The 22,742-nt window shown below is 71.0% G+C and carries 23 protein-coding genes; 12 read left to right on the top strand and 11 right to left on the bottom strand.

Annotated elements, in window-relative coordinates; genetic code table 11:
- Nucleotides 1–8: 8 nt before the first annotated feature.
- Complete coding sequence (locus AB0L65_RS40650; RefSeq protein WP_350740953.1) at nt 9–440, top strand: MarR family transcriptional regulator; 432 nt, start codon at nt 9–11, stop codon at nt 438–440.
- 30 nt (nt 441–470) lie between these two features.
- On the opposite strand, the gene AB0L65_RS40645 is transcribed toward AB0L65_RS40650, so the two are convergent.
- Nucleotides 471–1,523: an alcohol dehydrogenase catalytic domain-containing protein gene (locus AB0L65_RS40645; protein ID WP_364257167.1), complete on the bottom strand. Its 1,053-nt coding sequence runs from the start codon at nt 1,521–1,523 to the stop codon at nt 471–473.
- Between the two features lie 46 nt (nt 1,524–1,569).
- Entirely contained in the window at nt 1,570–2,775 is a 1,206-nt protein-coding gene (locus AB0L65_RS40640) for a mandelate racemase/muconate lactonizing enzyme family protein (protein ID WP_364257164.1), read from the bottom strand.
- A 131-nt stretch (nt 2,776–2,906) separates the two neighbouring features.
- On the opposite strand from AB0L65_RS40640, the gene AB0L65_RS40635 reads away from it, so the two are divergent.
- The 6 genes from AB0L65_RS40635 to AB0L65_RS40610 are packed head-to-tail and all read left to right on the top strand — an operon-like array spanning nt 2,907 to nt 8,928.
- On the top strand, nt 2,907–4,022 hold the full coding sequence (locus tag AB0L65_RS40635) for a cellulase-like family protein (protein ID WP_364257161.1): 1,116 nt from the start codon (nt 2,907–2,909) through the stop codon (nt 4,020–4,022).
- 14 nt (nt 4,023–4,036) lie between these two features.
- Complete coding sequence (locus tag AB0L65_RS40630; RefSeq protein WP_364257158.1) at nt 4,037–5,320, top strand: extracellular solute-binding protein; 1,284 nt, start codon at nt 4,037–4,039, stop codon at nt 5,318–5,320.
- Nucleotides 5,317–6,186 carry a sugar ABC transporter permease gene (locus tag AB0L65_RS40625; protein WP_364257155.1) on the top strand — a complete coding sequence of 290 codons (870 nt, stop codon included), beginning with the start codon at nt 5,317–5,319 and terminating at the stop codon, nt 6,184–6,186. The genes AB0L65_RS40630 and AB0L65_RS40625 overlap by 4 nt, the downstream gene beginning before the upstream one ends.
- Nucleotides 6,183–6,992 carry a carbohydrate ABC transporter permease gene (locus AB0L65_RS40620; RefSeq protein WP_364257152.1) on the top strand — a complete coding sequence of 270 codons (810 nt, stop codon included), beginning with the start codon at nt 6,183–6,185 and terminating at the stop codon, nt 6,990–6,992. Before AB0L65_RS40625 ends, AB0L65_RS40620 begins: the two co-directional genes overlap by 4 nt.
- Nucleotides 6,989–8,116: an ABC transporter ATP-binding protein gene (locus tag AB0L65_RS40615; protein WP_364257149.1), complete on the top strand. Its 1,128-nt coding sequence runs from the start codon at nt 6,989–6,991 to the stop codon at nt 8,114–8,116. Before AB0L65_RS40620 ends, AB0L65_RS40615 begins: the two co-directional genes overlap by 4 nt.
- On the top strand, nt 8,113–8,928 hold the full coding sequence (locus tag AB0L65_RS40610; protein WP_364257146.1) for an FCD domain-containing protein: 816 nt from the start codon (nt 8,113–8,115) through the stop codon (nt 8,926–8,928). Before AB0L65_RS40615 ends, AB0L65_RS40610 begins: the two co-directional genes overlap by 4 nt.
- Here the strand turns inward: AB0L65_RS40610 and AB0L65_RS40605 are convergent.
- The 4 genes from AB0L65_RS40605 to AB0L65_RS40590 form a co-directional block, all read right to left on the bottom strand.
- Nucleotides 8,900–9,760: a glycerophosphodiester phosphodiesterase family protein gene (locus AB0L65_RS40605; RefSeq protein ID WP_364257143.1), complete on the bottom strand. Its 861-nt coding sequence runs from the start codon at nt 9,758–9,760 to the stop codon at nt 8,900–8,902. The genes AB0L65_RS40610 and AB0L65_RS40605 overlap by 29 nt on opposite strands.
- Nucleotides 9,761–9,935: 175 nt before the next feature.
- On the bottom strand, nt 9,936–10,781 hold the full coding sequence (locus AB0L65_RS40600) for a hypothetical protein (RefSeq protein ID WP_364257140.1): 846 nt from the start codon (nt 10,779–10,781) through the stop codon (nt 9,936–9,938).
- A 1-nt stretch (nt 10,782) separates the two neighbouring features.
- Nucleotides 10,783–11,283 carry a SigE family RNA polymerase sigma factor gene (locus AB0L65_RS40595; protein ID WP_364257137.1) on the bottom strand — a complete coding sequence of 167 codons (501 nt, stop codon included), beginning with the start codon at nt 11,281–11,283 and terminating at the stop codon, nt 10,783–10,785.
- A gap of 79 nt (nt 11,284–11,362) precedes the next feature.
- Nucleotides 11,363–12,136, bottom strand: a complete 774-nt coding sequence (locus AB0L65_RS40590; protein ID WP_364257134.1) for a FadR/GntR family transcriptional regulator — start codon at nt 12,134–12,136, stop codon at nt 11,363–11,365.
- Between the two features lie 124 nt (nt 12,137–12,260).
- Between AB0L65_RS40590 and AB0L65_RS40585 the strand changes: the two genes are divergently transcribed.
- From AB0L65_RS40585 to AB0L65_RS40570, 4 genes are read left to right on the top strand one after another with little or no spacing between them, the layout of a single operon-like run.
- Nucleotides 12,261–13,610, top strand: coding sequence for an extracellular solute-binding protein (locus AB0L65_RS40585; protein ID WP_364257131.1), 1,350 nt, complete (start codon nt 12,261–12,263; stop codon nt 13,608–13,610).
- Nucleotides 13,607–14,479 carry a sugar ABC transporter permease gene (locus AB0L65_RS40580; protein ID WP_350740925.1) on the top strand — a complete coding sequence of 291 codons (873 nt, stop codon included), beginning with the start codon at nt 13,607–13,609 and terminating at the stop codon, nt 14,477–14,479. The genes AB0L65_RS40585 and AB0L65_RS40580 overlap by 4 nt, the downstream gene beginning before the upstream one ends.
- The gene (locus AB0L65_RS40575) at nt 14,466–15,347 is read left to right on the top strand and encodes a carbohydrate ABC transporter permease (protein ID WP_364257128.1); all 882 of its coding nucleotides are present in this window, start codon (nt 14,466–14,468) and stop codon (nt 15,345–15,347) included. The genes AB0L65_RS40580 and AB0L65_RS40575 overlap by 14 nt, the downstream gene beginning before the upstream one ends.
- 20 nt (nt 15,348–15,367) lie before the next feature.
- A complete protein-coding gene (locus AB0L65_RS40570) occupies nt 15,368–17,269 on the top strand; it encodes a hypothetical protein (protein WP_364257125.1) in 1,902 nt (633 codons plus the stop codon).
- A gap of 51 nt (nt 17,270–17,320) precedes the next feature.
- On the opposite strand, the gene AB0L65_RS40565 is transcribed toward AB0L65_RS40570, so the two are convergent.
- Nucleotides 17,321–18,589, bottom strand: coding sequence for an SGNH/GDSL hydrolase family protein (locus AB0L65_RS40565; RefSeq protein WP_364257122.1), 1,269 nt, complete (start codon nt 18,587–18,589; stop codon nt 17,321–17,323).
- Nucleotides 18,590–18,839: 250 nt separating this feature from the next.
- On the opposite strand from AB0L65_RS40565, the gene AB0L65_RS40560 reads away from it, so the two are divergent.
- Nucleotides 18,840–19,763 carry a TIGR03619 family F420-dependent LLM class oxidoreductase gene (locus AB0L65_RS40560; RefSeq protein WP_364257119.1) on the top strand — a complete coding sequence of 308 codons (924 nt, stop codon included), beginning with the start codon at nt 18,840–18,842 and terminating at the stop codon, nt 19,761–19,763.
- Between the two features lie 10 nt (nt 19,764–19,773).
- Here the strand turns inward: AB0L65_RS40560 and AB0L65_RS40555 are convergent, their stop codons facing one another.
- From AB0L65_RS40555 to AB0L65_RS40540, 4 genes are all read right to left on the bottom strand, one after another.
- Nucleotides 19,774–20,145: a helix-turn-helix domain-containing protein gene (locus AB0L65_RS40555; RefSeq protein ID WP_364257116.1), complete on the bottom strand. Its 372-nt coding sequence runs from the start codon at nt 20,143–20,145 to the stop codon at nt 19,774–19,776.
- Between the two features lie 98 nt (nt 20,146–20,243).
- The gene (locus tag AB0L65_RS40550; protein ID WP_364257113.1) at nt 20,244–20,471 is read right to left on the bottom strand and encodes a hypothetical protein; all 228 of its coding nucleotides are present in this window, start codon (nt 20,469–20,471) and stop codon (nt 20,244–20,246) included.
- A 331-nt stretch (nt 20,472–20,802) separates the two neighbouring features.
- Nucleotides 20,803–21,495, bottom strand: coding sequence for a helix-turn-helix domain-containing protein (locus AB0L65_RS40545; protein ID WP_364257110.1), 693 nt, complete (start codon nt 21,493–21,495; stop codon nt 20,803–20,805).
- A 7-nt stretch (nt 21,496–21,502) separates the two neighbouring features.
- Nucleotides 21,503–22,708: a cytochrome P450 gene (locus AB0L65_RS40540; protein ID WP_364257107.1), complete on the bottom strand. Its 1,206-nt coding sequence runs from the start codon at nt 22,706–22,708 to the stop codon at nt 21,503–21,505.
- Between the last annotated feature and the right edge of the window lie 34 nt (nt 22,709–22,742).

Raw genomic sequence — 22,742 nt, 5'->3', positions numbered from 1 at the left:
AGGTAATCATGCGCGAGGAGATCGTTGACATCGAGCGCGAGCTCATGCTCATCGGCCGATACAAGGAGCTGGCGTCGTCGGCCGCGCCTGCTTCGGAACGCCGCCTGGAGCGTGGCAGCAGCTACATCCTGCTGAGCCGGCTGGAGGCCGAGGGGCCGATGTCGATCGGCCAGCTCGCGCAGGCGTTCAGCCTGGACACCTCCACCGTCAACCGGCAGACCGCCGTCCTGCTCCGCGACGGGCTCGCCGAGCGCATCCCCGACCCCGAGGGCGGGATGGCCCGCAAGCTCCGCATCACCGAGGAGGGGCTGCGGCGGGTCGCTGGGGAGCGCGAGTACCGGATCCATGGGCTCGCCACGGTCCTGAAGGACTGGACCCCGGAGGAACTGGCCGCGTTCGCCCGGGGCCTGGCCCATTTCAACGCCAGCATCGAACACTGACGGCACGACGCGGGGCGGCGTGCCGTCCGCTCAGGCGCTTGTGACGGTGACGATGGTCTTCAGGATGTCGCGGGGCGGGTCGGCCAGGCCGCGTCGTACGGCGTCCCGGAGCGGGACGGTCTGGACGGGGAGCCGATCGACCCGGAGGTGACCGGCGTGCAGCAGGGCGACGGCGGCGCGTACGTCGGTGTCCCATCGGTGCGAGGCCGACCCCACGATGCGCTTCTCCCCCAGCACCACGTCCAGCGTGGACAGGACGGCGGGCTCCGGGGTGACGCCGAGCAGGACCGTGGTGCCGCCGCGGCGGCACAGCGACAGCGCGTCCGTCACCGCGGCGGGCGTTCCCGCGCTCTCCACGACCACGTCGGCCCCACGGCCGCCGGTCAGCTCGCGGACGGCGTCCGCCGCCTCGCCGGGCGCCGCGCCGGTGAAGCCGCACGAATCGGCCAGCGCGCGGCGGCCCGGGTCCGGGTCGACCGCGACGACGGCCGCCGCCCCGCGGCAGACGGCCACCTGGGCGACCAGCAGCCCGATGGCGCCGGATCCGACGACCGCGACCACGGCCCCGGACACGTCACCGGCCTTGTCGAGCGCCCGTACGGCGACCGCCGCGGGCTCGGCGAAGACGGCGACCTCGGCGGGCATGCCCTCGGGCAGCGGGACGCAGCGGCCGGCCGGCGCCACCAGGTACTCGGCCAGCCCTCCGTCGTCCTGCAGTCCGAGCGCCGCCCCGCGTTCGCACAGCGGGTAGTCCCCGCGGGCGCACCACCAGCACCGGCCGCAGCCCAGCACGACGTCCGGGACGACCGGGGTGCCCGGGGCCAGCTCGACTCCGGGGCCGGAGCCGGCGACCACGCCGACGACCTCGTGCCCCAGGGTGAGCGGGGCTGTCCGGCCGGTCAGCGGGTGCGGCGTGACCGGCACGACGATCGGTCCCGCCCGGTACTCCTCGACGTCGCTGCCGCAGATGCCGCAGAGCGTCACCGCGATCAGGACCTCGCCGGGACCTGGGCTGGGGATCTCGGTCTCGACCAGCCGCACGTCGCCGCGCCCGTACCAGCGCAACGCCGCCATCCGCGTCATCCCCGCACCCCGCTCGGCCGGGCGAGGTGGTGCCGGTGGGCGGGGCTCATGGGCGGGTGCCGGTCAGGCGGGTGGTGACGCCCGGGCGGGTGGTGAGGCCGTCGGTGAGCTCCACGCCCAGGCCGGGCCGGTCCTCCAGGCGCACCCGGCCGTCCTCCACGAGCGGCAGGCCGGTGGCCAGCTCCCCGTACCAGGTGTGGCGGAAGGCGCGCACGCTCTCCTGCACCAGCGCGTTGGGCTGGCTCAGGGCCAGGTGTACGCACGCCGCGAACGAGATCGGCCCGGTGCAGTCGTGCGGCGCGAACGGCAGGTCGTACGAGTCCGCGAGCGCGGCGATCTTGCGGGCCTCGGTCAGCCCGCCCGTCCAGCCGATGTCCACGATGGCCACCCGGATCCCCGCGCGTTCGAGCAGCCCGCGGAACGCGCGCTGCCCGGTCAGCGTCTCGCCGGTGGCCAGCGGCACCGGCGTCGCGGCCTGCAGCGTGGCGTACGAGGCCTGGCTGTCGGACCGCAGCGGGTCCTCGACCCAGTACGGGGTGAAGCGTTCGAGCTCCTTGACCAGCCCGAGCGCGGCATGCAGGCTCCACAGGCCGTGCAGCTCGACCATGACGTCCATCTCGGGGACGGCGTTCTTGATGTCGTCGAGCACCTTCAGGCCGGCCAGCAGGTCGGCCCGCTCCAGCCGCATGCCGCCGGTGCGCTCGGCCGCCTGGTCGAACGGCCACACCTTCATGGCGCGCAGCCCCTCGTCCCACAGTTCCCTGGCCAGCTCGCCAGGCCGTTCGAGGAAGCCGCGCAGGTCCTCGTACCGCGACGTGTCGGCCAGGCCCCAGTTGGAGACGGCCTGGCGCGGCTCGTTCTTGACGTAGGAGGGGCCCGCGCAGGTGTTGTAGACGGGGAGGCTGCCCTGGTAGGGGCCGCCGAGCAGGGTGGCGACGGGCTGCCCGGTGGCCTTGCCGAGCAGGTCCCACACGGCGATGTCGACGGCCCCGTTGCCCCGGGTCTCGACCCCGCTGCCCTGGAAGCCCACGTGGCCGGTGAGCAGCCGGCGCAGCCGCTCGGGGCTGGGCAGCGGCGCTCCCACGAGGAGTGGTGCGACGGTCTCGTGCAGGTAGGCCTCGACCGCCTCCGCCCCGAAGAACGACTCGCCGAGGCCGGTGAGGCCGTCGTCGGCGTGCAGCCGCATCAGGAGCACGTTGGGCTGAATCGGGCATCGGATGGTCTCCAGGCCGGCGACGGCTCGGGTGCTCATGGTCCAAGAACGCTAGCTGGTTAGACCAGTAACCCGCAAGGGCCAAGAAGAGCCTTGACAGTCACGCTTCGGCCAGCCACGATCTACCAATCTGGTAAGACCAACATCGAACGGATGTTGAGACTATGACGTTGACCACCAGTCCCCTAGCGATCACCATGTGGGACTTCTCCTGGCTCGAACGGCGCTGGGACGGCGCCGGCTACCAGGACTGGGACCGCACACTCGACGAACTGGCCGAACGGGGCTACGACGCGGTACGCATCGACGCCTTCCCCCACCTGGTGGCGGCCGATCCGGAGCGGACCTGGCGCCTGCTCCCCGTGTGGCACTTCGAGTCCTGGGGCGCCACCGAGCCGGTCTCCGTACGCGTGCTGCCCGGCCTGCTCGACTTCATCCGGGCATGCGCGGACCGCGGGCTGCGGGTCGCGCTGTCCTCGTGGTTCAGGAAGGACGAGCTCGACGTCCGCTCGCGGATCAGGACCCCGGCCGACCTGGCCCGGATCTGGGACGTCACCCTCTCGGCGATCGAGGACGCCGGCCTCGCCGACGCCGTCTACTTCGTCGACCTGGTGAACGAGTGGCCGCTCGCGATGTGGGCGCCCTTCCTGTACGGCAACGACGCGAGCGCCGAGACCCTGTCCCGGGGCGACGCGGCCGTACAGAACTGGGCCAAAGAGGCGATCTCCACCCTGCGCGCCGCCCACCCCCGCCACCGCTACACGCTGTCCGGCTGCACCGAGACCACCGGCGCCCCGGGCGAGGACCTGTCCGAGCTGGACCTGCTCGAACCGCACGTGTGGATGACACCGCAGGCCACCACCGACTTCTACGCGGAGATCGGCTACGACCTGCACCACTCCCAGTTCGACCCGCGGGCCTACGAACCGCTGTCCGGCCCGGCCGAGCGCCTGTACCGGTCCGACCCGCAGCGGTGGGCCGGCCGCCTGACCGAGCACATCGGGGAGGTCGCGGCGTGGTCGCGGGCGGCCGGCAAGCCGCTGGTGACCACCGAATGCTGGGGGATCGTGAACTACAAGGACGGCCCCGGCCGCGACTGGGGCTGGGTCAAGGAGCTGTGCGAGATCGGGGTACGGGCCGCGCTGGCCACCGGGCGCTGGGAGGCGCTGGCGACCAGCAACTTCTGCGGCCCCCAGTTCGACGGCATGTGGCGCGACATCGCCTGGCACCGGCGCATGACCGACGCCATCCACGCGGGGGTCACCGAATTCACGACCGTCCCCTGAGAGGAACCGGACACATGAGTGATATCCCCCGTCGAGACCTCCTGCGCGGCGCCGCCCTGCTGAGCCTGGCGACCCCGCTGGCCGCCTGCGGCTCGAGCGGCGCCCCGGTCGGCTCCAAGGAGTCCGGGCCCCAGGGCACGGTCAACGTCTGGATGCACGAGGAGCAGGCGAACACCAAATACTTCAACGCCAAGATCGCCGAGTATCAGCGCCAGTTCCCGAAGGTCACCGTCAAGCCGCTGTACATCCCCATCGCCAACCTCGACACCAAGCTCTCCACCGCGTTCACCACGGGATCGCCACCGGATCTCATCAAGGTCGGCGCCTGGACCCTCGCCGAGCGGGCGTCCAAGGGGCAGGTCGCGCCGCTGCCGCCGGCGGAGTTCGGAGCGGGCTCCATCGACGAGCTCAAGACCAGGTTCGACACGAACGCCTTCGCCGCCCTCACCTACAAGGACCAGGTCTACGGCGTCCCGATCGACTTCAACTCGGTCCATCTCTGGTACCGCCGCGACCGCTTCGAGCAGGCCGGGCTCGACCCCGACAAGCCTCCGACGACCTGGGAGGAGGTCGAGGAGTTCAACGCCAAGCTCACCACGGGCTCCCAGGTCGGGCTCCAGTGGCAGCTCGCCGACAACATCTGGGCGATGCTGAACTTCATCCCGCTGATCAACGGCCTCGGCGGGAAGATCGTGGACGAGAACACGGGACGCGGCGGGCTGAACACCCCGGCGGGCCTGCAGGCGCTCGAATACTACGGCCGCCAGGGCAATCCCAGGCTGAACGACCCGGTCGGCGCGTTCGGCCTGTTCGCCAAGGGCACGGCGGCCATGCTGGTGTCCGGCCGGTTCACCTCCAGCCTCATCCCGGCGCTCAATGCCAAGGCCGAGCTGGGCAAGACCTTCGACAGCACCGTCGTGCCGAACTGGGCGGGCAAGGAGAAGGTGGCCTCCGGCTACTCATGGGGGTGGATGGTCGCCAAAAAGGCGAAAAATCCGTTTACGGCTTGGCATTTCGTTAACTGGCTGTCCACGTCCGAGCATGTCGACCAGCAGCTGGCCGCCACCGGCCTGGTCACCCCGGCGGCCGGCTGGCAGAAGCTGCCGAGCGCCCGCGACAAGGCCAGCCAGCAGTTGGAGGAGCAGCTCCCGTACACCGACTTCGGCCCGGTCCTGCCCCAGTGGACCGAGACGATGAAGGCGCTCCTCGACGCGCTGGAGTCGGTGATCCACAAGCAGCGGTCCGCCCAGGAGGCCGCGGCCGCCTTCGACGCCGCGGTGGGGCGGATTCTCAAATGACCGCTGCACGGCGGGACACCATGGCCGGGGTCGAGGCCCGCGCGGGCGCGGGCCTCGCCGCCCCGGCGATCGTGTACTTCGTCCTGTTCTGGGCGCTGCCCGCGCTCGCGGCCCTCTACCTGAGCTTCACCTCGTACGACCTGTCGGGCACCCCGCAATGGGTGGGCCTGGACAACTACCGCGAGCTGGCGACCAGCGCGGAGTTCTGGAGCAGCGTGTGGGTGACCGTGCTCTACACGGTCTTCGCGGTGGGCCCGACCATCGTGATCGCGCTGGTCGTGGCCGTGCCCCTGGCCAAGCCCGGCCGGCTGCGGGCCTGGCTGCGCGGGTTGATCTTCGTCCCCGCGGTGATGCCGCTGGTCGGCGCCACCGTGCTGTGGCAGGTCATCTACTCCACCGGCGGGCTCGCCGACACCCTCGTCGGCGCCCGCCCGTGGCTCACCGACTCCGACTACGCCATCTGGGCGCTGCTCGTGATGGTCATCTGGAAGTACGTCGGGCTCTACGTGATCATCTTCGTCGCCGGGCTGCAGGCCCTGCCGGCCAACGTCTTCGAGGCCGCGGCCATCGACGGCGCCCGCACGCTGCGGACGTTCTTCCTGATCACCGTGCCGCTGCTGCGCCGCACCTTCACCTTCGTGATCGTGGTGGCCGTCACCGGGGCCATGCAGTCGTTCGTGCCGGCCTACCTGCTCACCAAGGGCGGGCCCGTCAACGCCACCCAGGTGCTGCCGCTCTACCTGTACAACAACGCGTTCTCCTTCTCCCGGTTCGGCTACGCGTCGGCGATCGCGATCGTGCTGCTCGTGGTGCTGCTGGTCTTCGCCTTCACCCAGTTCAAGCTGATCAGGAGTGACGAGGAATGAGAATCCGCCGCTCGCTCACCCTCGTGGCCCTCGTCGGCTTCGTGGCGCTGATGCTGCTGCCGCTCTTCTCCATGGTCGTGCTCGCCTCGGCGCCCGACGACAGCGATCTGTCCGGGCTGCGCTTCCACGGGTTCGCGTTGTTCGACAACCTCGGCGAGATCATGACCGACGGCCGGTTCCCGCGCTACCTGCTGAACAGCCTCGTCATCGCCTCGGCGGTCTCCGTGCTGGACGTGGCGATCTCGGCGGCGGCCGGGTACGCGCTGGCCCGGCTGCGCTTCCCGGGCCGGGCCGCGCTGCTCAACCTGGTGATCATCGCGCTGTCGCTGACCCCGGCGGTCGTCATGATCCCGGTGTTCGTGGCGCTCAGCGAGGTCGGCTGGCTCAACAGCTACCAGGGCCTGATCGCGCCGTTCGTGGCCAGCGCGCTCGGCGTCTTCCTGGTCCGGCAGTTCGCGCTGGGCATCCCCGCGCAGATGCTGCACGCCGCGCGGGTGGACGGCGCCGGCGAGCTGCGGATCTTCTTCCTCATCGCCGTCCCGCTGCTGCGCCCGGCCCTGCTCACGGTGCTGCTGCTGCAGTTCCTGGCCCAGTGGGACAACCTCATCTGGCCGCTGATCGCGGCCAGCGAGCAGGAGCTGTGGACCCTGCCGCTCGCGCTGTCGTCCTTCGAGGGGGAGCACGGGATCGTCTACCACCTGCAGACCGCGGCGGCGCTGCTGTCGATCCTGCCGCCGCTCGTCCTGTTCGCCCTGCTGCAGCGCTACTACGTCTCGGGCCTCACCCTCGGAGGAGTCAAGCGATGACCGACGGCATCCGCATCGAGCGGGTCACCAAGCGGTACGGCGGCCAGGTGCTGTTCGCCGACGTCGACCTGCACGTCCGCGACGGGGAGTTCCTGGTGATCGTCGGCCCGTCGGGGTGCGGGAAGTCCACGCTGATGCGCATCGTCGCCGGGATCGAGCCGGTCAGCGCCGGCCGGGTCACGGTCGGCGGCAAGGACGTCACCCACGCCCACCCAGGCGACCGCGGGATCGGCATGGTCTTCCAGGACTACGCCCTCTACCCGCATCTGAGCGTCGAGGGCAACCTGGCGTTCGGCCTGCGCGCCCATCACGTGCCGAAGGACGTCATCCGGCAGCGGATCGAGGACACCAGCCGCGTGCTCGGGCTCGCCGACCAGCTCAGGAAGAAGCCGGGCCAGCTCTCCGGCGGCCAGCGGCAGCGGGTCGCGCTCGGGCGTGCCATGATCCGGGAGCCGGCCGCGTACCTCATGGACGAGCCGCTGTCGAACCTGGACGCCGCGCTGCGCGTGCAGATGCGGGCCGAGCTGATCGAGTTCCACCGCCGCACCGAGGGGACCGTCCTGTACGTGACCCACGACCAGGTCGAGGCCATGACCATGGGCGACAGGGTCGCGGTGCTCAACGAGGGCGAGTTCGCGCAGATCGGCACCCCGACCGAGATCTACGAGCAGCCGGCCACGGTGTTCGTCGCCACGTTCCTCGGCAGCCCGCAGATGAACCTGATCGAGGCCACCGCGCGGGCCGGCGCGGACGGGGTGGAGCTGACCAGCGGTGACCTGCGCTGGCAGTTGCCCCGGTTGCCGGACGACCTGCCGGAGTCGGTGCGCGTCGGGTTCAGGCCCGAGTCCGTACGCGTACGGGCCGACGACGGGGCCGCCCTGCCCATCGAGGCGACGCTGTCGTACCGGGAGAACCTCGGCAACGAGAGCATCCTGCACCTGCGCGACGACGCGGGCCGGGCGATCGTCGCCCGCGTGCCGCCCCGCACCGGGCCGCGCGACGGGGAACGCGCGACCTTTCATGTGCCGCTGACCGATCTTCACCTGTTCGGCCCGGATGGGCGGGCGTGCTGGCACGGAGCGCGGCTCGGCACCGGCGGCGAGCCGCTACCGTGGTCGGCATGACCGCTGAGCGCGGGAGGAAACCGTCACTCGAGAGCCCCGCCGAACCCACTATCGGGGGAAAGCCGCCGACCAGCCCGGTTGCGCTGATCGCCCTTCTCGAAGACCGGATCCTGACCGGACACTGGGCCCCCGGCGTGCGCCTGCCCTCCGAGCGGGACCTGGCGACCGAGTTCGCGGTCAGCCGCCCGGTCATCCGGGAGGTCCTCAAGGCCCTGCAGGAGCGCGGGCTGATCGAGGTCTCGCCGCAGCGGGGCAGCTTCGTCCGCCACTACACGGCCGAGAACCTGATGCGGCCGATGAACCTCGCGGCCCGCGCCGCCGGGGTGACCGCCCGCCAGCTCATGCGGGCGCGGGTGATGCTGGAGACCGAGGCGGCGAGCCTGGCCGCGGCCAACGCGAGCAAGCGCGACCGTACCGACCTGCTGCGAGTCCACCAGCTCTTCGCCCGGCCGGGCGACGTGCACGCCAGGGCGCGGGTCGATCTCGCCTTCCACGAGACCATCGCCAGGGCCTCGGGCAATCCGGTCATCCACATGATGTTCACCGCGATCCAGGACCTCACCTACGGGCTGATGCTGCGCAGCCTCAGCGACCGCGAGGTCCGGGAGGCCGGCGAGCCCCTGCACACCGTGATCCTGGAGGCCATCCTCGACCGCGATCCCGACGGGGCCCGCGAGGCGATGCGCCGCCACCTCGACCTCGCCGAGGACTTCTACGGGCCCGACATGGACACCGACCTCGCCGACGTCATCGAGCACCGGCTCGCGGCGTCCGGCGACGACCTCATAGCCGACCTCCGCCAGCCCTCATGACCACGCGCATGGCCCGGCGCTTGACGGCGTCGATCTGGTCGGGCCGCCCGGTCATGATGCCGTCCACGCCGTACGTCATGAGGCGGCGGATGACGGCCCGCCGGTCCGTCGTCCACGTGTAGACCCGCATGCCGTGCTCGTGGACCTGCCTGACGTAGGTCGCGGTGAGGCCGCTGTGCGGCACCGTGATCGCGGCGGCGAACCCGGCCAGGTCCTCCAGCCGGGAGGCGTCCGGCTTGCCCATCAACGCGACGGGGAGGTCGGGCATCATCTCGTGCAGGTTCCGCATCGACTCCCAGTTGTACGCCTGCACGGCCATCCGCCTGCCCTTCCACAGGGATCGGTACTTCCTCAGCTCGGCGGCCACCCGTTCGTCGATGTCCGTGCTGGCCGGATCGTGCTTGATCTCCAGCAGCATCCCGACCCCGCTCCTGCTCATCTCCCGCAGTCCCTGTTCCAGGGTGGGCACCTTCTCGCCCTGGAACTGGGAGGAGAACCACGAGCCGGCGTCCAGGCGCTGGATCTCCGCGAGCGTGAAGTCGGCGACCTTCCACGGGGAGCGGCCGGGGAAGACCTGCTCGACGTTGGTGGTGCGGGCCAGCGACTCGTCGTGCATCAGGATGAGCCGTTGGTCCTTCGTCTGCTGGACGTCGTACTCGCACATGGTGGCCCGCTGGGATCGGGCCACTTCGCAGGCCACGATGGTGTTCTCGGGCGCGTACCCGGATCCGCCCCGATGCGCGATGTTGTCGACCTCCCACGGCGCGGCAGCGGCGGGCCTCGCCATGACGGCCAGTGCGGTGATGACGACGGCACCCAGCAGACGGTACATGAGCGATCCTCCGGCCCGGCCCTTCTTGTCCCCCGAACCCGACACGGACCTCTTATGTCGAGTTACGTCGAAAAGTGCCCACTAATGCCAGCAAAGAGCGGTTCGCTACGGCGTGTCGCGGACGTCCGCACGAACTTTTTGCCGACGACCGCCGGCGATCTCAGTAGCCGCTCCCCTAGCCCAGGGGGCCGAACTTCACGTCCTTCTGCCGCCCCAGCACCTGGTCCTGCGAGCCGTACGCGGTGACCGTGACCGGCGGGGAGTCCAGGATCTCGGCCGACTTGTCCTCGGGATCCGGCACCGGCTTCCCCGGCACCCGGGCGATGAAGAAGCCGCCCGCCAGCCGCGCGTCGGTGCGCCGCCCGTCCGCCCAGTCGATCTCCACCCGGCGCACGCCCGAGGTGACCCGGCCGACGACGACCCGGTACGTGTCGTCGTGCTGGACCCGCTGCGGCCCCGTCGCGTACGAATGCGTGTGCGAGGTGTACGCGTCCACCTGGAGATCCCCCTGGAAGCCGGTCAGATCCCCGGGCGGCTTGAACCCCCAGTACGTGAAGACCGCCCGCTCCGCCATGTCCTTCTGCGTGGTCGGGGTGCACAGGACGAAGCCGGCGATGCTGCCGACCAGAGCGGTCATGCCCTTCTTGTCCCGGTATTCGGCCAGCACCCGGAAGTCCTCCACCGAGCCCTGCTCGGGGAGGCGCAGGTTGCCGTCCATGTTGTGGACGGGACCGCCGTTGGGCATGCACTCGCGTACGACCTGCAACTGCTCGGGGGTGTTCTCCGGCAGCCGGGCGACCTCCGCCGCGGTGTCCGGGCCGGAATCGCCGGAGGGAAGCACGACGATCACCGCAGTGACCAGGGAGGCGGCCACCGCGAGCCCGGCGAGCGACCACGTCGCGCGCCGGCGCCGCAGCGCGCCGGTCCGCGCCCGCCGGGCGTGCGCGAGGGCGTCCACGGGCCTGGCCTCGGCGGCCATCCGCCGGAACTCCGCGGCGATCCGCTGTTCGTCGATGGTCATCTCAGGCCTCCAGGGTGACGTTCTCGCCGACCAGCTCGCGCAGCCGGGCGACGGCTTGGTGGGTCTGGCTGCGCACGGTCCCCACCGAGCAGCGCATGATCTTGGCGACCTCGGACTCCGGCAGGTCCTCGTAGTAGCGCAGCACCAGGACGGCCCTCTTGCGCGGCGGCAGGACGCGCAGCGCCTGATCCAGGGTGAGGCGGGTGTCGACCTCGCCGGTCCGGTCGCCCGTGGCCCGGTCGGGAGGCGCCTCGACCACGCGTTCGCGGCCCCAGCGCGGACTTCGCCACCGTCCGACCTGTTCGTGGTACATGACGCGGCGCACGTACGCCTCCGGGTTGTCCCGGATCCGGCGCCAGTGTCCGGCGGTCTTCGCCAGGGCCGTCTGCAGCAGGTCCTCGGCCGCGTGCTGGTCGTTGGTCAGCACGTACGCGAGCCTGATCAGGCTGTCCGAGCGCGTGGCGACGAACTCGGTGAAATCTCGCTGCTGGTCGGGGTGCAAAAGGCTCTCCTCTGGTCTCACCCGTCCAGATGGAGCCGGACCCGCGGATCTATGGCGTCAGGGCCTATTACGGGGCTTATTACGGGCGGCGGCGGTTCCAGGAATCGGTGATGTGCCTGCGCATCGCGGCCGCCGCCCCCTCCTGGTCGCCGGCCGCGATCGCGTCCTTGATGGCCTGGTGCTCGGCCAGCGTCTGGCGCATCACCGCCTCGTTGTACTCGCCGTGGTAGAGCATGCTCGTACGGGCCTTGTCGTGGATGCTGTTGACGATGGCCCGCCCCAGCCGGTTGCGCGACGCGGCCATGATCATGTCGTGGAAGCGCACGTCGGCGGCGGCGAAGTCGGGCGTGGAGGCGAGGTTGGCGCGCATGACGGCCAGCTCGGCCCCGATGCGCTCCTCGTCGTCGGGGGTGCGCGCCAGGGCGGCGGCCGCGGCCATCTCGGCCTCCAGCGCGGTGCGCACGGACACCAGCTCGTCCAGGAACGTCACGTTCTCGTCGTGCGCGATGACGGCGGTGAGCACGACGTCGTCGAGCAGGTTCCACTGCCGGGGGTCGGTGACCTGGGTGCCGCGGCCGTGCTCGATCCTGACCAGGCCCTTCTCCTGGATCACCTTGACCGACTCGCGGATCACCGTCCGGCTGACCCCGAACTCCTCGCAGAGGTCGGCCTCCGGCGGGAGCGCCGCGCCGGGCGGCAGCGCCCCGCGCACGATGTCGTCGACCAGCTGCTCGACCACGGTGGTGCCCAGCTTGGCCCCGCGGACCCGGCGCGGTGGCCGCTTGCCCGCCCGCTCGGGCGGCTGCGCGTCCCGCGTCGAATCCCACGGCCCCGTAGTCGCGTGCTGAGTCAACGCATCCTCCCGTCCGCCTGAACGCCCTTCAGTGTAGGGCATTGTGAATACGTCACACGTATGATGTCATATCCTGAAACACGGCGTTTACGTACCTCAAGCCGCCTTGTCCGAAGGAAGCCCCATGAGACGACGCACCCACCTGGCGGTCACCGCGGCAGCGGCCCTGCTCGCCGTCGCGGCCTGCGCTCCCCCGAACGCCCCGACCCAGGCGAAGCCGACCGGCTCCGCCGGATCGCAGTACGGCTTCGCCGCCGCCGAGCAGAAGGCCGGCAAGCTCCTGGTGTGGGTGGACTCCACCCGGCTCGACGCCGCGAAGGCGTACCAGAAGGCGCACCCCGACGTGCAGCTGGACATCGTCACCTACGACGGCAACGCCAACGGCTCCAACACGCTCAAGACCAAGGTGCAGCTGTTCGACCGGGCCGGCGAGGGCTGGCCGGACGTCGTGTTCACCACGGACAACAACACCGCGTCCTGGGCCTCGCAGGGCGACAACGCGTTCGTCGCCCCGCTCAACAAGGGCCTGCTCGACGACGCCACGCTGAGCGGCTTCGCCAAGGGCGCGCTCGACGTGTGCACCGTGGACGGCACGGTCTACTGCCTGCGCAACGACCTGGCCCAGGTGGTGCTCTGGTACAACAAGAAGCTGCTCGACAAGTTCGGCTACACGTTGCCCACCACCTGGGAGGAGTACCAGGCGCTGGGCGAGAAGGTGGCCGCCGAGCACCCCGGCTACATCATCGGCACGGCCGGTGACGCGTGGGCGCCGGAGATCTACATGTGGGGCGGCGAGTGCCCGGCCAACCAGGTCACCGGGCCCAAGGCGATCACCGTCAAGGCCACCGACCCCAAGTGCGTGCGCACCGCGAAGATGATGGACAAGCTCGTCGCGAACAAGACCATGTCGATGCTGTCCCTGTTCGGCCCCGAGTTCGCCAAGAGCCAGGGCGACAAGGTGCTCATGCTGCCCGGCCCGGCGTGGTACGGCGGCGCGGTCTTCCAGGGCACGCTCAAGACCCCGAAGGGCGAGCTGGCCGTGGGTGACGCCCTGCGCTGGTCCGACCAGAGCACGCCGGTGACCGGCAACGTCGGCGGCGGCACCTGGTGGCTGTCGCGGCACAGCGCGCGCCTCGACGCGGCCAAGGACTTCATCGGCTGGGTCGCGACGGCCGACGCGTACCAGGTCGAGCTCTCCCCCGGCTATCCCGCGTACGCGCCCGCCGCGACCAAGTGGATCAAGAAGCAGCAGGACAGCGGCTACTACGCCGGCGACCTCGCCGGCCCGATCTCGGCCGCGGCCGGGCAGGTGTGGCCCGGCTGGGGCTCCCCCGAGTTCAGCCAGGAGGCGGTCTGGGCCAAGACCGTCATCCCCGGGCAGACCGCGGGCAAGACGGTCGAGTCGCTGCTGCCGGAATGGCAGACGGCCATCGAGCAGCAGGCCCAGGTCTTCGGCTACCAGGTCACCAAGTGACCGGATCGAGACTGCGGCTCTCCGCCGGGCACGTCTTCGTCTCCGGGTACGTGGTGCTGCTGGTCGCGTTCGGCATCGTGCCCACGGTGTACGCGCTCAATCTGGCCTTCACCGATGCCCGGGGAGTCTTCACCGGTTTCGCCAACTTCGTCAGGACCGCGCAGGACTTCCGGTTCCTGGCCGCCGTCGAGCACGTGGCGACCTACCTCGTGCTCTGGCTGGTCACCCTGACCGTGCTGGTCCTGCTGCTCGCGCTGCTGGTCCACCGGCTCACCGCGGGCTGGTCGCGGGCCGCGCTGCGGTTCGTCTACTACGTCCCCGGCGCGCTGGCCGGCGCGTCGAGCGTGCTGCTCTGGCTGTTCATGCTGGACCCGTCCGTGAGCCCGGTGGACGACCTCGTCCGCGCGCTCTGGGGCGAGACCTTCGTGCAGGTGATCTCGCCGGGTCACCTGCCGTGGATCTTCACCCTGATCGCGTTCTGGACCGGCGCGGGCGGCTGGATCGTGGTCATGTACGGCGCGCTGAACACGATCCCCCACCAGCTCATGGAGGCCGCCCGGGTGGACGGCGCCGGGCCGGTGAAGATCGCGCTGCGGGTGCAGCTGCCGATGCTGCGCAAGTGGATCGTCTACATGCTGATCCTGTCCCTGGCGGCGGGCACGCAGCTCTTCGTCGAGCCGCAGCTCATCTCCCAGGCCAGCTTCGGCGTGGTGGGCAACGACTACTCGATCAACCAGCTCGCGTACCTGTACGCCTTCAACCAGAACGACTTCAACGGCTCCGCGGCGATCGCCGTCGACCTGCTCATCGTGGCGCTGTGCTGCGCCGGGCTGTTCGTCGCGCGGGGAGGTCTCTTTGACACGGACTGACCCCGCGCGGGCTGTCGCGAAAGTGCTCGTCATCGCGTTCCTGCTGGTCTTCGCGGTGTTCTTCGTCCTCCCCATGCTGTGGCTGGTGCTCGCCTCGACCAAGAGCCCGGCCGACCTGATCCACGGGAACCCGCTGTCACCGGGCTCGCTCGGCTCGCTCGTCACCAACTGGCAGCACCTCATGTCCTTCCAGGACGGCGCCGTGCTGACCTGGATGGGCAACTCCGTCACGTACGCGGCGTTCTCCGTGGCGCTGACCCTGCTGGTCAGCATCCCCGCCGGCTACGCGATGGCGCTCATGAGCTTCACCGGCCGGCGGCTGCTGCTGATCGTCACGCTGGTCGTGATGCTCATGCCGGGGACCGCGCTGGTGCTGCCGATCTTCCTGGAGCTCAGCTACGTCGGCCTGGTCAACCAGGCGGCCTCGGTCGTGCTGCCGATGTCGTTCTTCCCGTTCGGCGTCTACCTGACGTACATCTACTTCTCCACCAGCGTCCCCGGCGAGCTGCTCGACGCGGCGCGGCTGGACGGGTGCGGGGAGCGCGCGACGTTCCTGCGGGTGGCGCTGCCGCTGGCCAAGCCGGTGGTCGCGCTGGTCGCGTTCTTCAGCTTCGTGACGAACTGGAACAACTTCTTCCTGCCGTACGTGATGCTGCCGGACAGCGACAACTACCCCATGCAGGTCGGGCTCACGCAGATGCTGGCCGCGACCCCCACGTTCAACCCCGTCGTCGGCGCCAACGCCGAGGTGCAGCCGCCCGAGCTCGTCCTGGCGACCCTGCTGTCCATCGCTCCCGTGCTGCTGGTGTTCCTCTTCTCCCAGCGCTTCCTGGTCGCCGGGCTGACCGCCGGCGCGACCAAGGGATGACCGCCTCTCCTAGGAGTTACATGACCGTCGTGAAAGCCAGCGTCCCCGTCCTCGACCCCCCGGCGTGGGCGCTGGCCCAGCGTGCCCTGCTCGACCTGCTGGACAGCGGGTGGCGGCTGTTCTCCGACCGCTACACCAGGCCGGACGGCTCGCTGCGGTACTCCGGCCGGCTGTCCTCCCGCGACGGCGCGGACGACTTCTTCGAGCCGTTCTTCAACTGGCCGCAGCTCTACCTGCTGGGCGGCGCGGACGACCTGCTCGACGGCAGCGCCCGGCACTGGCACGGCGTCGTCGGGCAGATGACCGAGCTGGGCATGTTCGCCGACGAGTTCGAGATCGGCTATGACTGGTTCCACCAGGGCGAGAGCCTGCTGTTCACGTACTTCCTGACCGCCGCCGACCCGGCGGCCTGGGCCGGGCGGGCGACCAGGTTCGCCGACCTCTACCTCGATCCGGCCAAGGGCAACTACGACCCGGCGCACCACGTCATCAAGGCCCCGCACAACGGCAGCCGGGGGGCGCGGGGAGGGGTGTCCGGCTCGCCCGCGTACCCGTGGACCGCGGCGGAGGCGGCGCAGTACGGCTACCCGCTGGACTGGCTCGTCCCCGACGGCGAGCCCGTGCCGCCGCTCGCCGAGGACCCCCGCCTGGGCGCCGAGATGCAGCGCCGCCTCGGCCGGGGCGACGCGGTCGGCAACCTCAGCGTGGCCGGCCTGGTCTGCAACGCCTACCTCGTCTCGGGAGACGAGCGGTACGCCGCCTGGCTGCGCGAGTACGTCGGAGCCTGGCGGCGCCGGGCCGAGGAGAACGGCGGCGTCGTCCCCGACAACGTCGGCCTCGACGGCGTGGTCGGCAGCCTGCTCGACGGACGCTGGTACGGCGGCCACTACGGCTGGACCTGGCCGCACGGCATGTACAGCATCGGCCAGGCGACGGCCGTCGGCGCCCTCAGCGCCGCCCTGGCCACCCGCGACGACGGCTACCTGGACCTCGTCAGGTCGCTGCTGGACGCGGTCATCGCCAGGGGCGTGAAGCTGCCGTTCAGCCAGAGCGACTCGGCCAACCAGGGCCGCTGGCGCGCCCACCTCGGCTCCGACGTGGACGTGCCGACGCTGCTGGTCCCCTACCGGCACAGCGACAAGGGCTGGTTCGACTACAACCCGGTCCAGACCTCGGTGCCGCTCGCGCTCTGGCACCACACCGGCGCCCCGGAGGACCGCGCCCGCCTGGACGCGCTGCGCGCCGCGACCGGCTACGACTGGGCCACGGTGCGGCCGTTCCGCGACAAGGAGGAGGCCGGGCACGAGGAGCCCTGGTACGCGTACCTGTGCGGCGACAACCCCGGCTATCCCGAGCGGATCCTCGCCGCCGCGCACGCCCAGGCCCGCCGCCGCATCGCCCTGCTGCTCGACAACGCCGACCGCGACCTGCCCGAGTCGGACATCCACCTCTGGCAGAACGTCAACCCCGTGGTGACCGAGGCCCTCACGCAGCTCATGTGGGGCGGGCCGCAGGTCATCTACAACGGGGGCCTGCAGCAGGCCAGGGTCCGCTACTTCGACGCCGTACGCCGCCGTCCCGGCGTGCCCGAGCAGGTGGCGGCGCTGGTCAGCTCGATCGAGCCCGAGGCCACGGTGGTCACGCTCGTCAACCTCTCCGCCACCGCCGACCGCGTGCTGGTCGTGCAGGCGGGGGCGTTCGGGGAGCACGAGATCGCCGGCGTCACGGCCACGGCCGCCGAGCCGGGCTGGACCGGCCACGACACCGAGTACGTCCACCACGAGCCGGTGCGGTCGGTCACCGAGACCCCGGTGAACGGCCCGCACCTCACGGTGGAGCTGCCCGCCGGCACCACCGTCACCCTCACCCTGCGCCTGCGCCTGCACGCCTACCAGCCGTCCTACCGGCAACCCTGGGACTGACCCCCGCCTCCCTCCACACGGGTGCGGCGGGTCGGGGAACCCCCGGGGGCGCTACCGGTGCAGCAACCGCGCGGGCACCGCGTCCGCGAGCGCCTTGTAGCCCGTCGGGTTCAGGTGCAGATGGTCGCCCACGTCGAAGGTCGCGAGCATCCGCCGGGGATCGGCCGGGTCCCGCAGCGCCCGGTCGAAGTCGATCACCGCGTCGAACGCGCCACTCGTGCGGATCCAGTCGTTGACCGTCTGCCGGGCCGCCTCGCGGCAGCCCTGGGCGTCGTCGTAGAAACTGCCGCCGAAGGGCGTGATCGTGGCCCCGTACACCTGAATGTCCTGCGCGTGAGCGCGCGCGACGATCTGGTCGTAGGCGGCGATCAGCTCGTCGGCGATCCTCTTCTGGGCCTCCTGGGTGGCGTCCGCGGTGCCGATGTCGTTGACGCCCTCGAAGAGGATCAGCCACTTCACGCCGCTCTGCGCGAGCACGTCGCGGTCGAGGCGGGCCAGGACGTTGGGGCCCAGGCCGTCGTTGAGCACGCGGTTGCCGCCCGCCGCCTGGTTGGCGAAGGCGACGCCCGTGGTGCGGCGGTCGGCCTGCAGGCGATCGAAGAGCTGGTCGGGCCAGCGGTTGTTCTGGTTGGTGGTGGAGCCCCTGCCGTCGGTCAGCGAGTCGCCGACCAGGGCCAGCGTCGCGGTGGCGGGCTTGGCCCAGACCTCGAGGCCGCTGAGGAAGTACCAGTGGTCGACGGGGGTGGCGCCGGTGAGGTCCGCCGCGTCGGCCTGGTTGCCCCTGGCGAGGTAGGAGGTGGTCCGGGAGCCGGGGTGCGAGGTGACGTCGGTGGAGGCCTGACCGTCGGCCAGGTAGAGGGTCACGGTCAGTACGGTGCCCGCGGCCAGCGTGAGGTCGAGCGGGTCGGACACGACCTGCGCCCCGACCGGCACGACCGCCGAGGGCCGGCCGAAGAACGTCACCGGTCGTACGGTCTCCGGCCGGATCGCGCTCACCCCGGCCTTCCCGCCGCCCGGGAGCGCCACGGTGACGCGGGTGACGGGCAGCGACGCGCCGCCGAACGCGTTGGACAGGCGCAGCCGGAACCGCTGCCCGCCGACCGACACCCGCAGGGTCTGCCGTACGGTGCTGTCGGCCAGGACCAGGTTCTCCTGCGTGTACGGCGCGGGCGGCAGGTTGCCCGGCTCGGTGAGCTGCGGCATCGCCGTCCACGTGGTGACCCAGTGCCCACCGGGCGTCGCCGCCCCGTCGGCCACCCCGGCAGTGCCCATGGCGAGTCCCAGAACCGCGACGATGGCCAACTTCAGCGCCCTACCCATAGATCTGGCCTCCCGAAAATTTCGGGCAGAAATCGAACATTTCGGTAGGGAAGGTATGACACGCCGCCCTCGCGGTCAATGCCGGGGCGGAACATCCTGGTCGGGCGATCGAAAGTCGGGGCCCATGGCGCGGCGCCCGAGACCGGCGGAATGGATCCGCGCCCAGCGGCGGCTCACCCCGGAGACTACTGGTCCCGCAGTTTACTCACCCTTGCCTAGCAAACTACGAAAAATATAGTACGCTCCGAGCATGGAACTAGGTATCGCCCTGCCCACGTCAGGCCCGCTGGCCGGCCCGGAGAACATCGCCCGCGTCGCACGCGAGGCCGAACGACTCGGGTACGACTCGGTGTGGACCTACGAGAGGCTGCTGCGGCCCGTCGCGCCCGTCTCGATGGGCGGCGGGGAGCCGCAGCCCGTGCCCGAGGTCTACCGGCAGACCTACGAGCCGCTGGAGACGCTGAGCTACGTGGCCGCGCTCACCTCACGCGTCAAGCTCGGCACCAGCATCATCGACGCTCTGCTGCACCCGGCCGCCGTGCTGGCCAAGCGCTTCGCCACCCTCGACCGGTTCAGTGGCGGGCGGGTCGTCGCCGGGCTCGGCCAGGGGTGGATGCCGCAGGAGTTCGAGGCGGCCGGGGTGCCGATGAGCCGGATCGGGCCCGGCATGGACGAGGTCGTCGCCGCCATGCGGGCCTGCTGGGGGCCGGACCCCGTCTCGTACGACGGGAAGTTCACCCGGATCGCCGAGTCGGAGATCAACCCCAAGCCGGTGCAGGCGCGGGTGCCGATCCTGCTGGGCGCGATGACGCCGGGCGGGGTACGGCGGGCCGCCCGCATCGCCGACGGGCTCAATCCTGTGGCCCTCTCGCGTGACGCGCTGCTCGGCCTCGGCAAGGCCTTCCGGGCGGCGGTCGAGGAGTTCGGCCGCGACCCGGAGTCGGTCACCATGGTCGCCAGGGCCAACGTGCCGATCACCGCCGAGCCGATGGGTGACGACCGGCCGTTCCTGGGCGGCTCGCCGCGCCAGATCGCCGACGACCTGGCCGGGCTCGAAGGCACCGGCGTGGACCACGTCCTGTTCGCCACGTCCGGCCGCAGCCCCAAGAGCGAGCCGGGCATCGACGAGACGCTCTCCCTCTACGCCGAGCTCATCGACCTCGCCCGGCGGTGAAGCCCGCCGATCAGGGGGCGCACTGCTCGTGGATGTTGTTGCGGGCGGCCCAGGCGTGCAGCTCCTGGAAGGCGTCGCGCAGGTCCTCGCCGATGGGCGTGAGCCGGTAGAGGACCGCCGTGGCGGGGCCGTCGGCCAGCTGGCGCTCGACGAGGCTCGCCGCCATCAGCTCCCGCAGGCGATCGGACAGGATGCCGTCGGTGATCCCGGAGATCGACTTGGCCAGCTCGCCGAAGCGCGCGGGCCGCTGCATCAGCGCGACGAGGATCATGCCGTTCCAGCGCTTGCCGAGCACCTTGAACACGTCGACGAACTGCACGTCGCACGAGATGCCATGCGGGCTCCCGTCCGTCGCGACGGTCTCGGAGACGTGTTCAGCCATGGTGACCAGCCTACCTCCCGGTACCACCCGGAACCGGGCGTGCTACTGATTCCATAGCACACTAGCTCATTACGAGCCCAGCTCCGTGACCTGCCCTCTCACGCGCCACCGCCGCCGAACAGCACCCAGCCGAACACGTACATGACCGATCCGAGCACGGCCAGCGCCGCCCACAGCAGCGCGGACATCAGGCCCCTGAGGTACGGGTTCCCGCGCGGCGCCGTCCGGCCGTCGGCGATCTCGGCCCAGCGGGGTTCGAGCAGCACGGCCACCCGCTCGGCACGCGCGTTCCCGTCCGCGGTGAGGATGAAAGTCTCGCCTGGCATCTGCGGCCCCTCCCGGGTGAAGACGGATGATCACCCCGCCGCCCGGCGGGGGTCCGGATGCCCTGCTGGGCGTCCACGGGGCAACGTTAGGCAGACGCACTTGTCGCGGACTTCGCGACTTCTTGGACGCCCGCCGAGCCGCGCCCAACCCGCGGCCAAGTCACGGACAAGCGCGCCGCCCGGCCTTGCCCGGCGGTCAACCCTGGGCGGCGGTCAGCCCTTGCCCGCTGGTCAGCGCCGGACGGTGGTCAGCCTTGGATCGGGGTCAGCGCAGGTCGGGGTCAGCGCAGGTCGGGGTCAGCGCAGGTCGGGGGTCAGCGCGGGTCGGGGGTCAGCGCGGGTCGGATCGGAGAGCGCCGAGGAGGCCGCAGACGGCCGTGACGAGGTCGTCGCCCAGCCGCCGCCAGGCCGTCGCGGCGGACGCGGCGGTGGCGTGACCGGCGGCCAGATCTCGTCCCAATGCGATGGTGTCGCCTGCGGCCAGGTCGCGTTCCAGTTCGGCGCACATGTGCACGATGAGCACGCGGGTCATGGCCTCCCGCCGCGCGGCCCGGCCGGGATCGGGCTCGCCCGGCTCCCGCGTGGCGTCGTACAGGCGGCGCAGGGACGGCCGCTCCAGGTGGACGCTGACGGCGTACTCGCGCAGCGCGGGCTCGACGACGACCTGGGCGAGGAAACGGCCGTACCAGGAGGGGACGCCCAGCTCGACGTGGCGTTCGATGTGGGGCAGGACGACGCAGCGGATCCGGTCGCGCGGCGACATCTCCCCGGGATCGCCGAGCCGGCTCATCATCGCCAGCCGGTGCACCTCCATGGCCTCGGCGTGCTCGGCCAGGATGGCCTTGACGAGTTCGTCACGGGAGGTGAAGTGATACTGCACCGCGGACTTGTTGCGCTGCCCGGCGGCTTCGCCGATCTGCCGGATCGACACCCCGGCGAAGCCTTCGGTGGCGTACAGGCGTTCCGCCGCGCGCATGATCGCGCTCCTGGCGGTCACCGCGCGCGCGGACGCCTGGACGGTCATCGCGAGCTCACCATGTGACCCACACGTCCTGGAGCCCGCCCGACAGCAGCCCGGTGCGCAGCTTCAGCTCGTCGGCGCTGTCGCGCAGGCGCAGGGTGGGCAGCCTGCGGGCGAGCGTGCTGAGCACGACCTGCAGCTCCAGCCTGGCCAGCGGCTGGCCGAGGCAGTAGTGCGGGCCCGCGCCGAACGTCAGGTGCTGATTGGCGTTGTCCCTGCGCGGGTCGAACGCGTCCGGATCGGCGAACTTGCGCGGGTCCCGGTTGGCCGCGGGCCGGCAAGGGATGACGGTGCTGCCCACGGGCACCGCGGTGCCGGCGAACTCGGAGTCCTGGGTGGCGACCCTGGGGAAGCCGACCACGCTCAGCGTGCTGTCCAGCCGCAGCACCTCCTCGACGGTGCCGGGGATCAGCTCCGGGTCGTCGACGACCGCCTGGTAGCGCTCCGGCTCAGCGAGCAGCATCGCGGCCATAATGGCGATCATGTTGGACGTGGTCTCGTGCCCGGCCAGCAGCAGCGCCATCACGGTGGTGATCAGCTCTTCGTGGCTGAGCCGGCCGTCCTCGCTGTCGGAGATCTGGGTCAGCTCGCTGAGCAGGTCGTCACCGGGGTCCGTCCGCTTCTCCTCGACGAGGGCGGAGGTGTACGCGCCGAACTCCTCGTACGTCTTCATGACCTCCTCCTGCGTGTAGCGCGTCAGCGTCAGCATGACCTGGGACCAGTGCGCGAACTTGTCCTGGTCCTCGCTGGGGGCGCCGACGAGGGCGCAGATGACCCGCACCGGCAGCGGCAGGCCCAGCTGGACGGACAGGTTGGCGGGCGAGCCGGACTTGAGCAGGTCGTCGATGAGCTCGTCGGTCATCTGCTGCACCCGGGGGCGCCAGGACTCCATCTTGCGGATGGTGAAGGACTTGCTGAGCAGTCGCCGCCACCGCAGGTGGTCCTCGCCCTCCCGCATGCGCGTGGTGCTGCTGCGGGAGAAGATCCCGCCGTCGTCCGTCGTGGACACCCGCGCCGCGCCCTCGCCTCCTCGCTGGAAGCTGGTGTCGGTGAGCAGCGCGCGGACGTCGTCGTAGCGGGTCAGCAGCGTGGCGGCGTCGCCGCTGGGCAGGCGTACGTGGGCCACGGGGCAGCGGTCCTGCAGCTCGGCCCACTCCTTCGGCGGCTCCAGTGCGGTCGTGCGCGGGAAGGGGTAATCGGGCATGGTTTCGGTCATGACGCCCCCATTGTCGTTGACGAGTCGCCCTCAA

This window comes from Nonomuraea sp. NPDC052116 (genome assembly GCF_040680035.1).
In the GTDB taxonomy this organism is placed as follows: domain Bacteria; phylum Actinomycetota; class Actinomycetes; order Streptosporangiales; family Streptosporangiaceae; genus Nonomuraea; species Nonomuraea angiospora_A.
The sequence above is the reverse complement of the archived record's forward strand: the minus strand, read 5'-3'. Positions and strand labels throughout refer to the sequence as shown.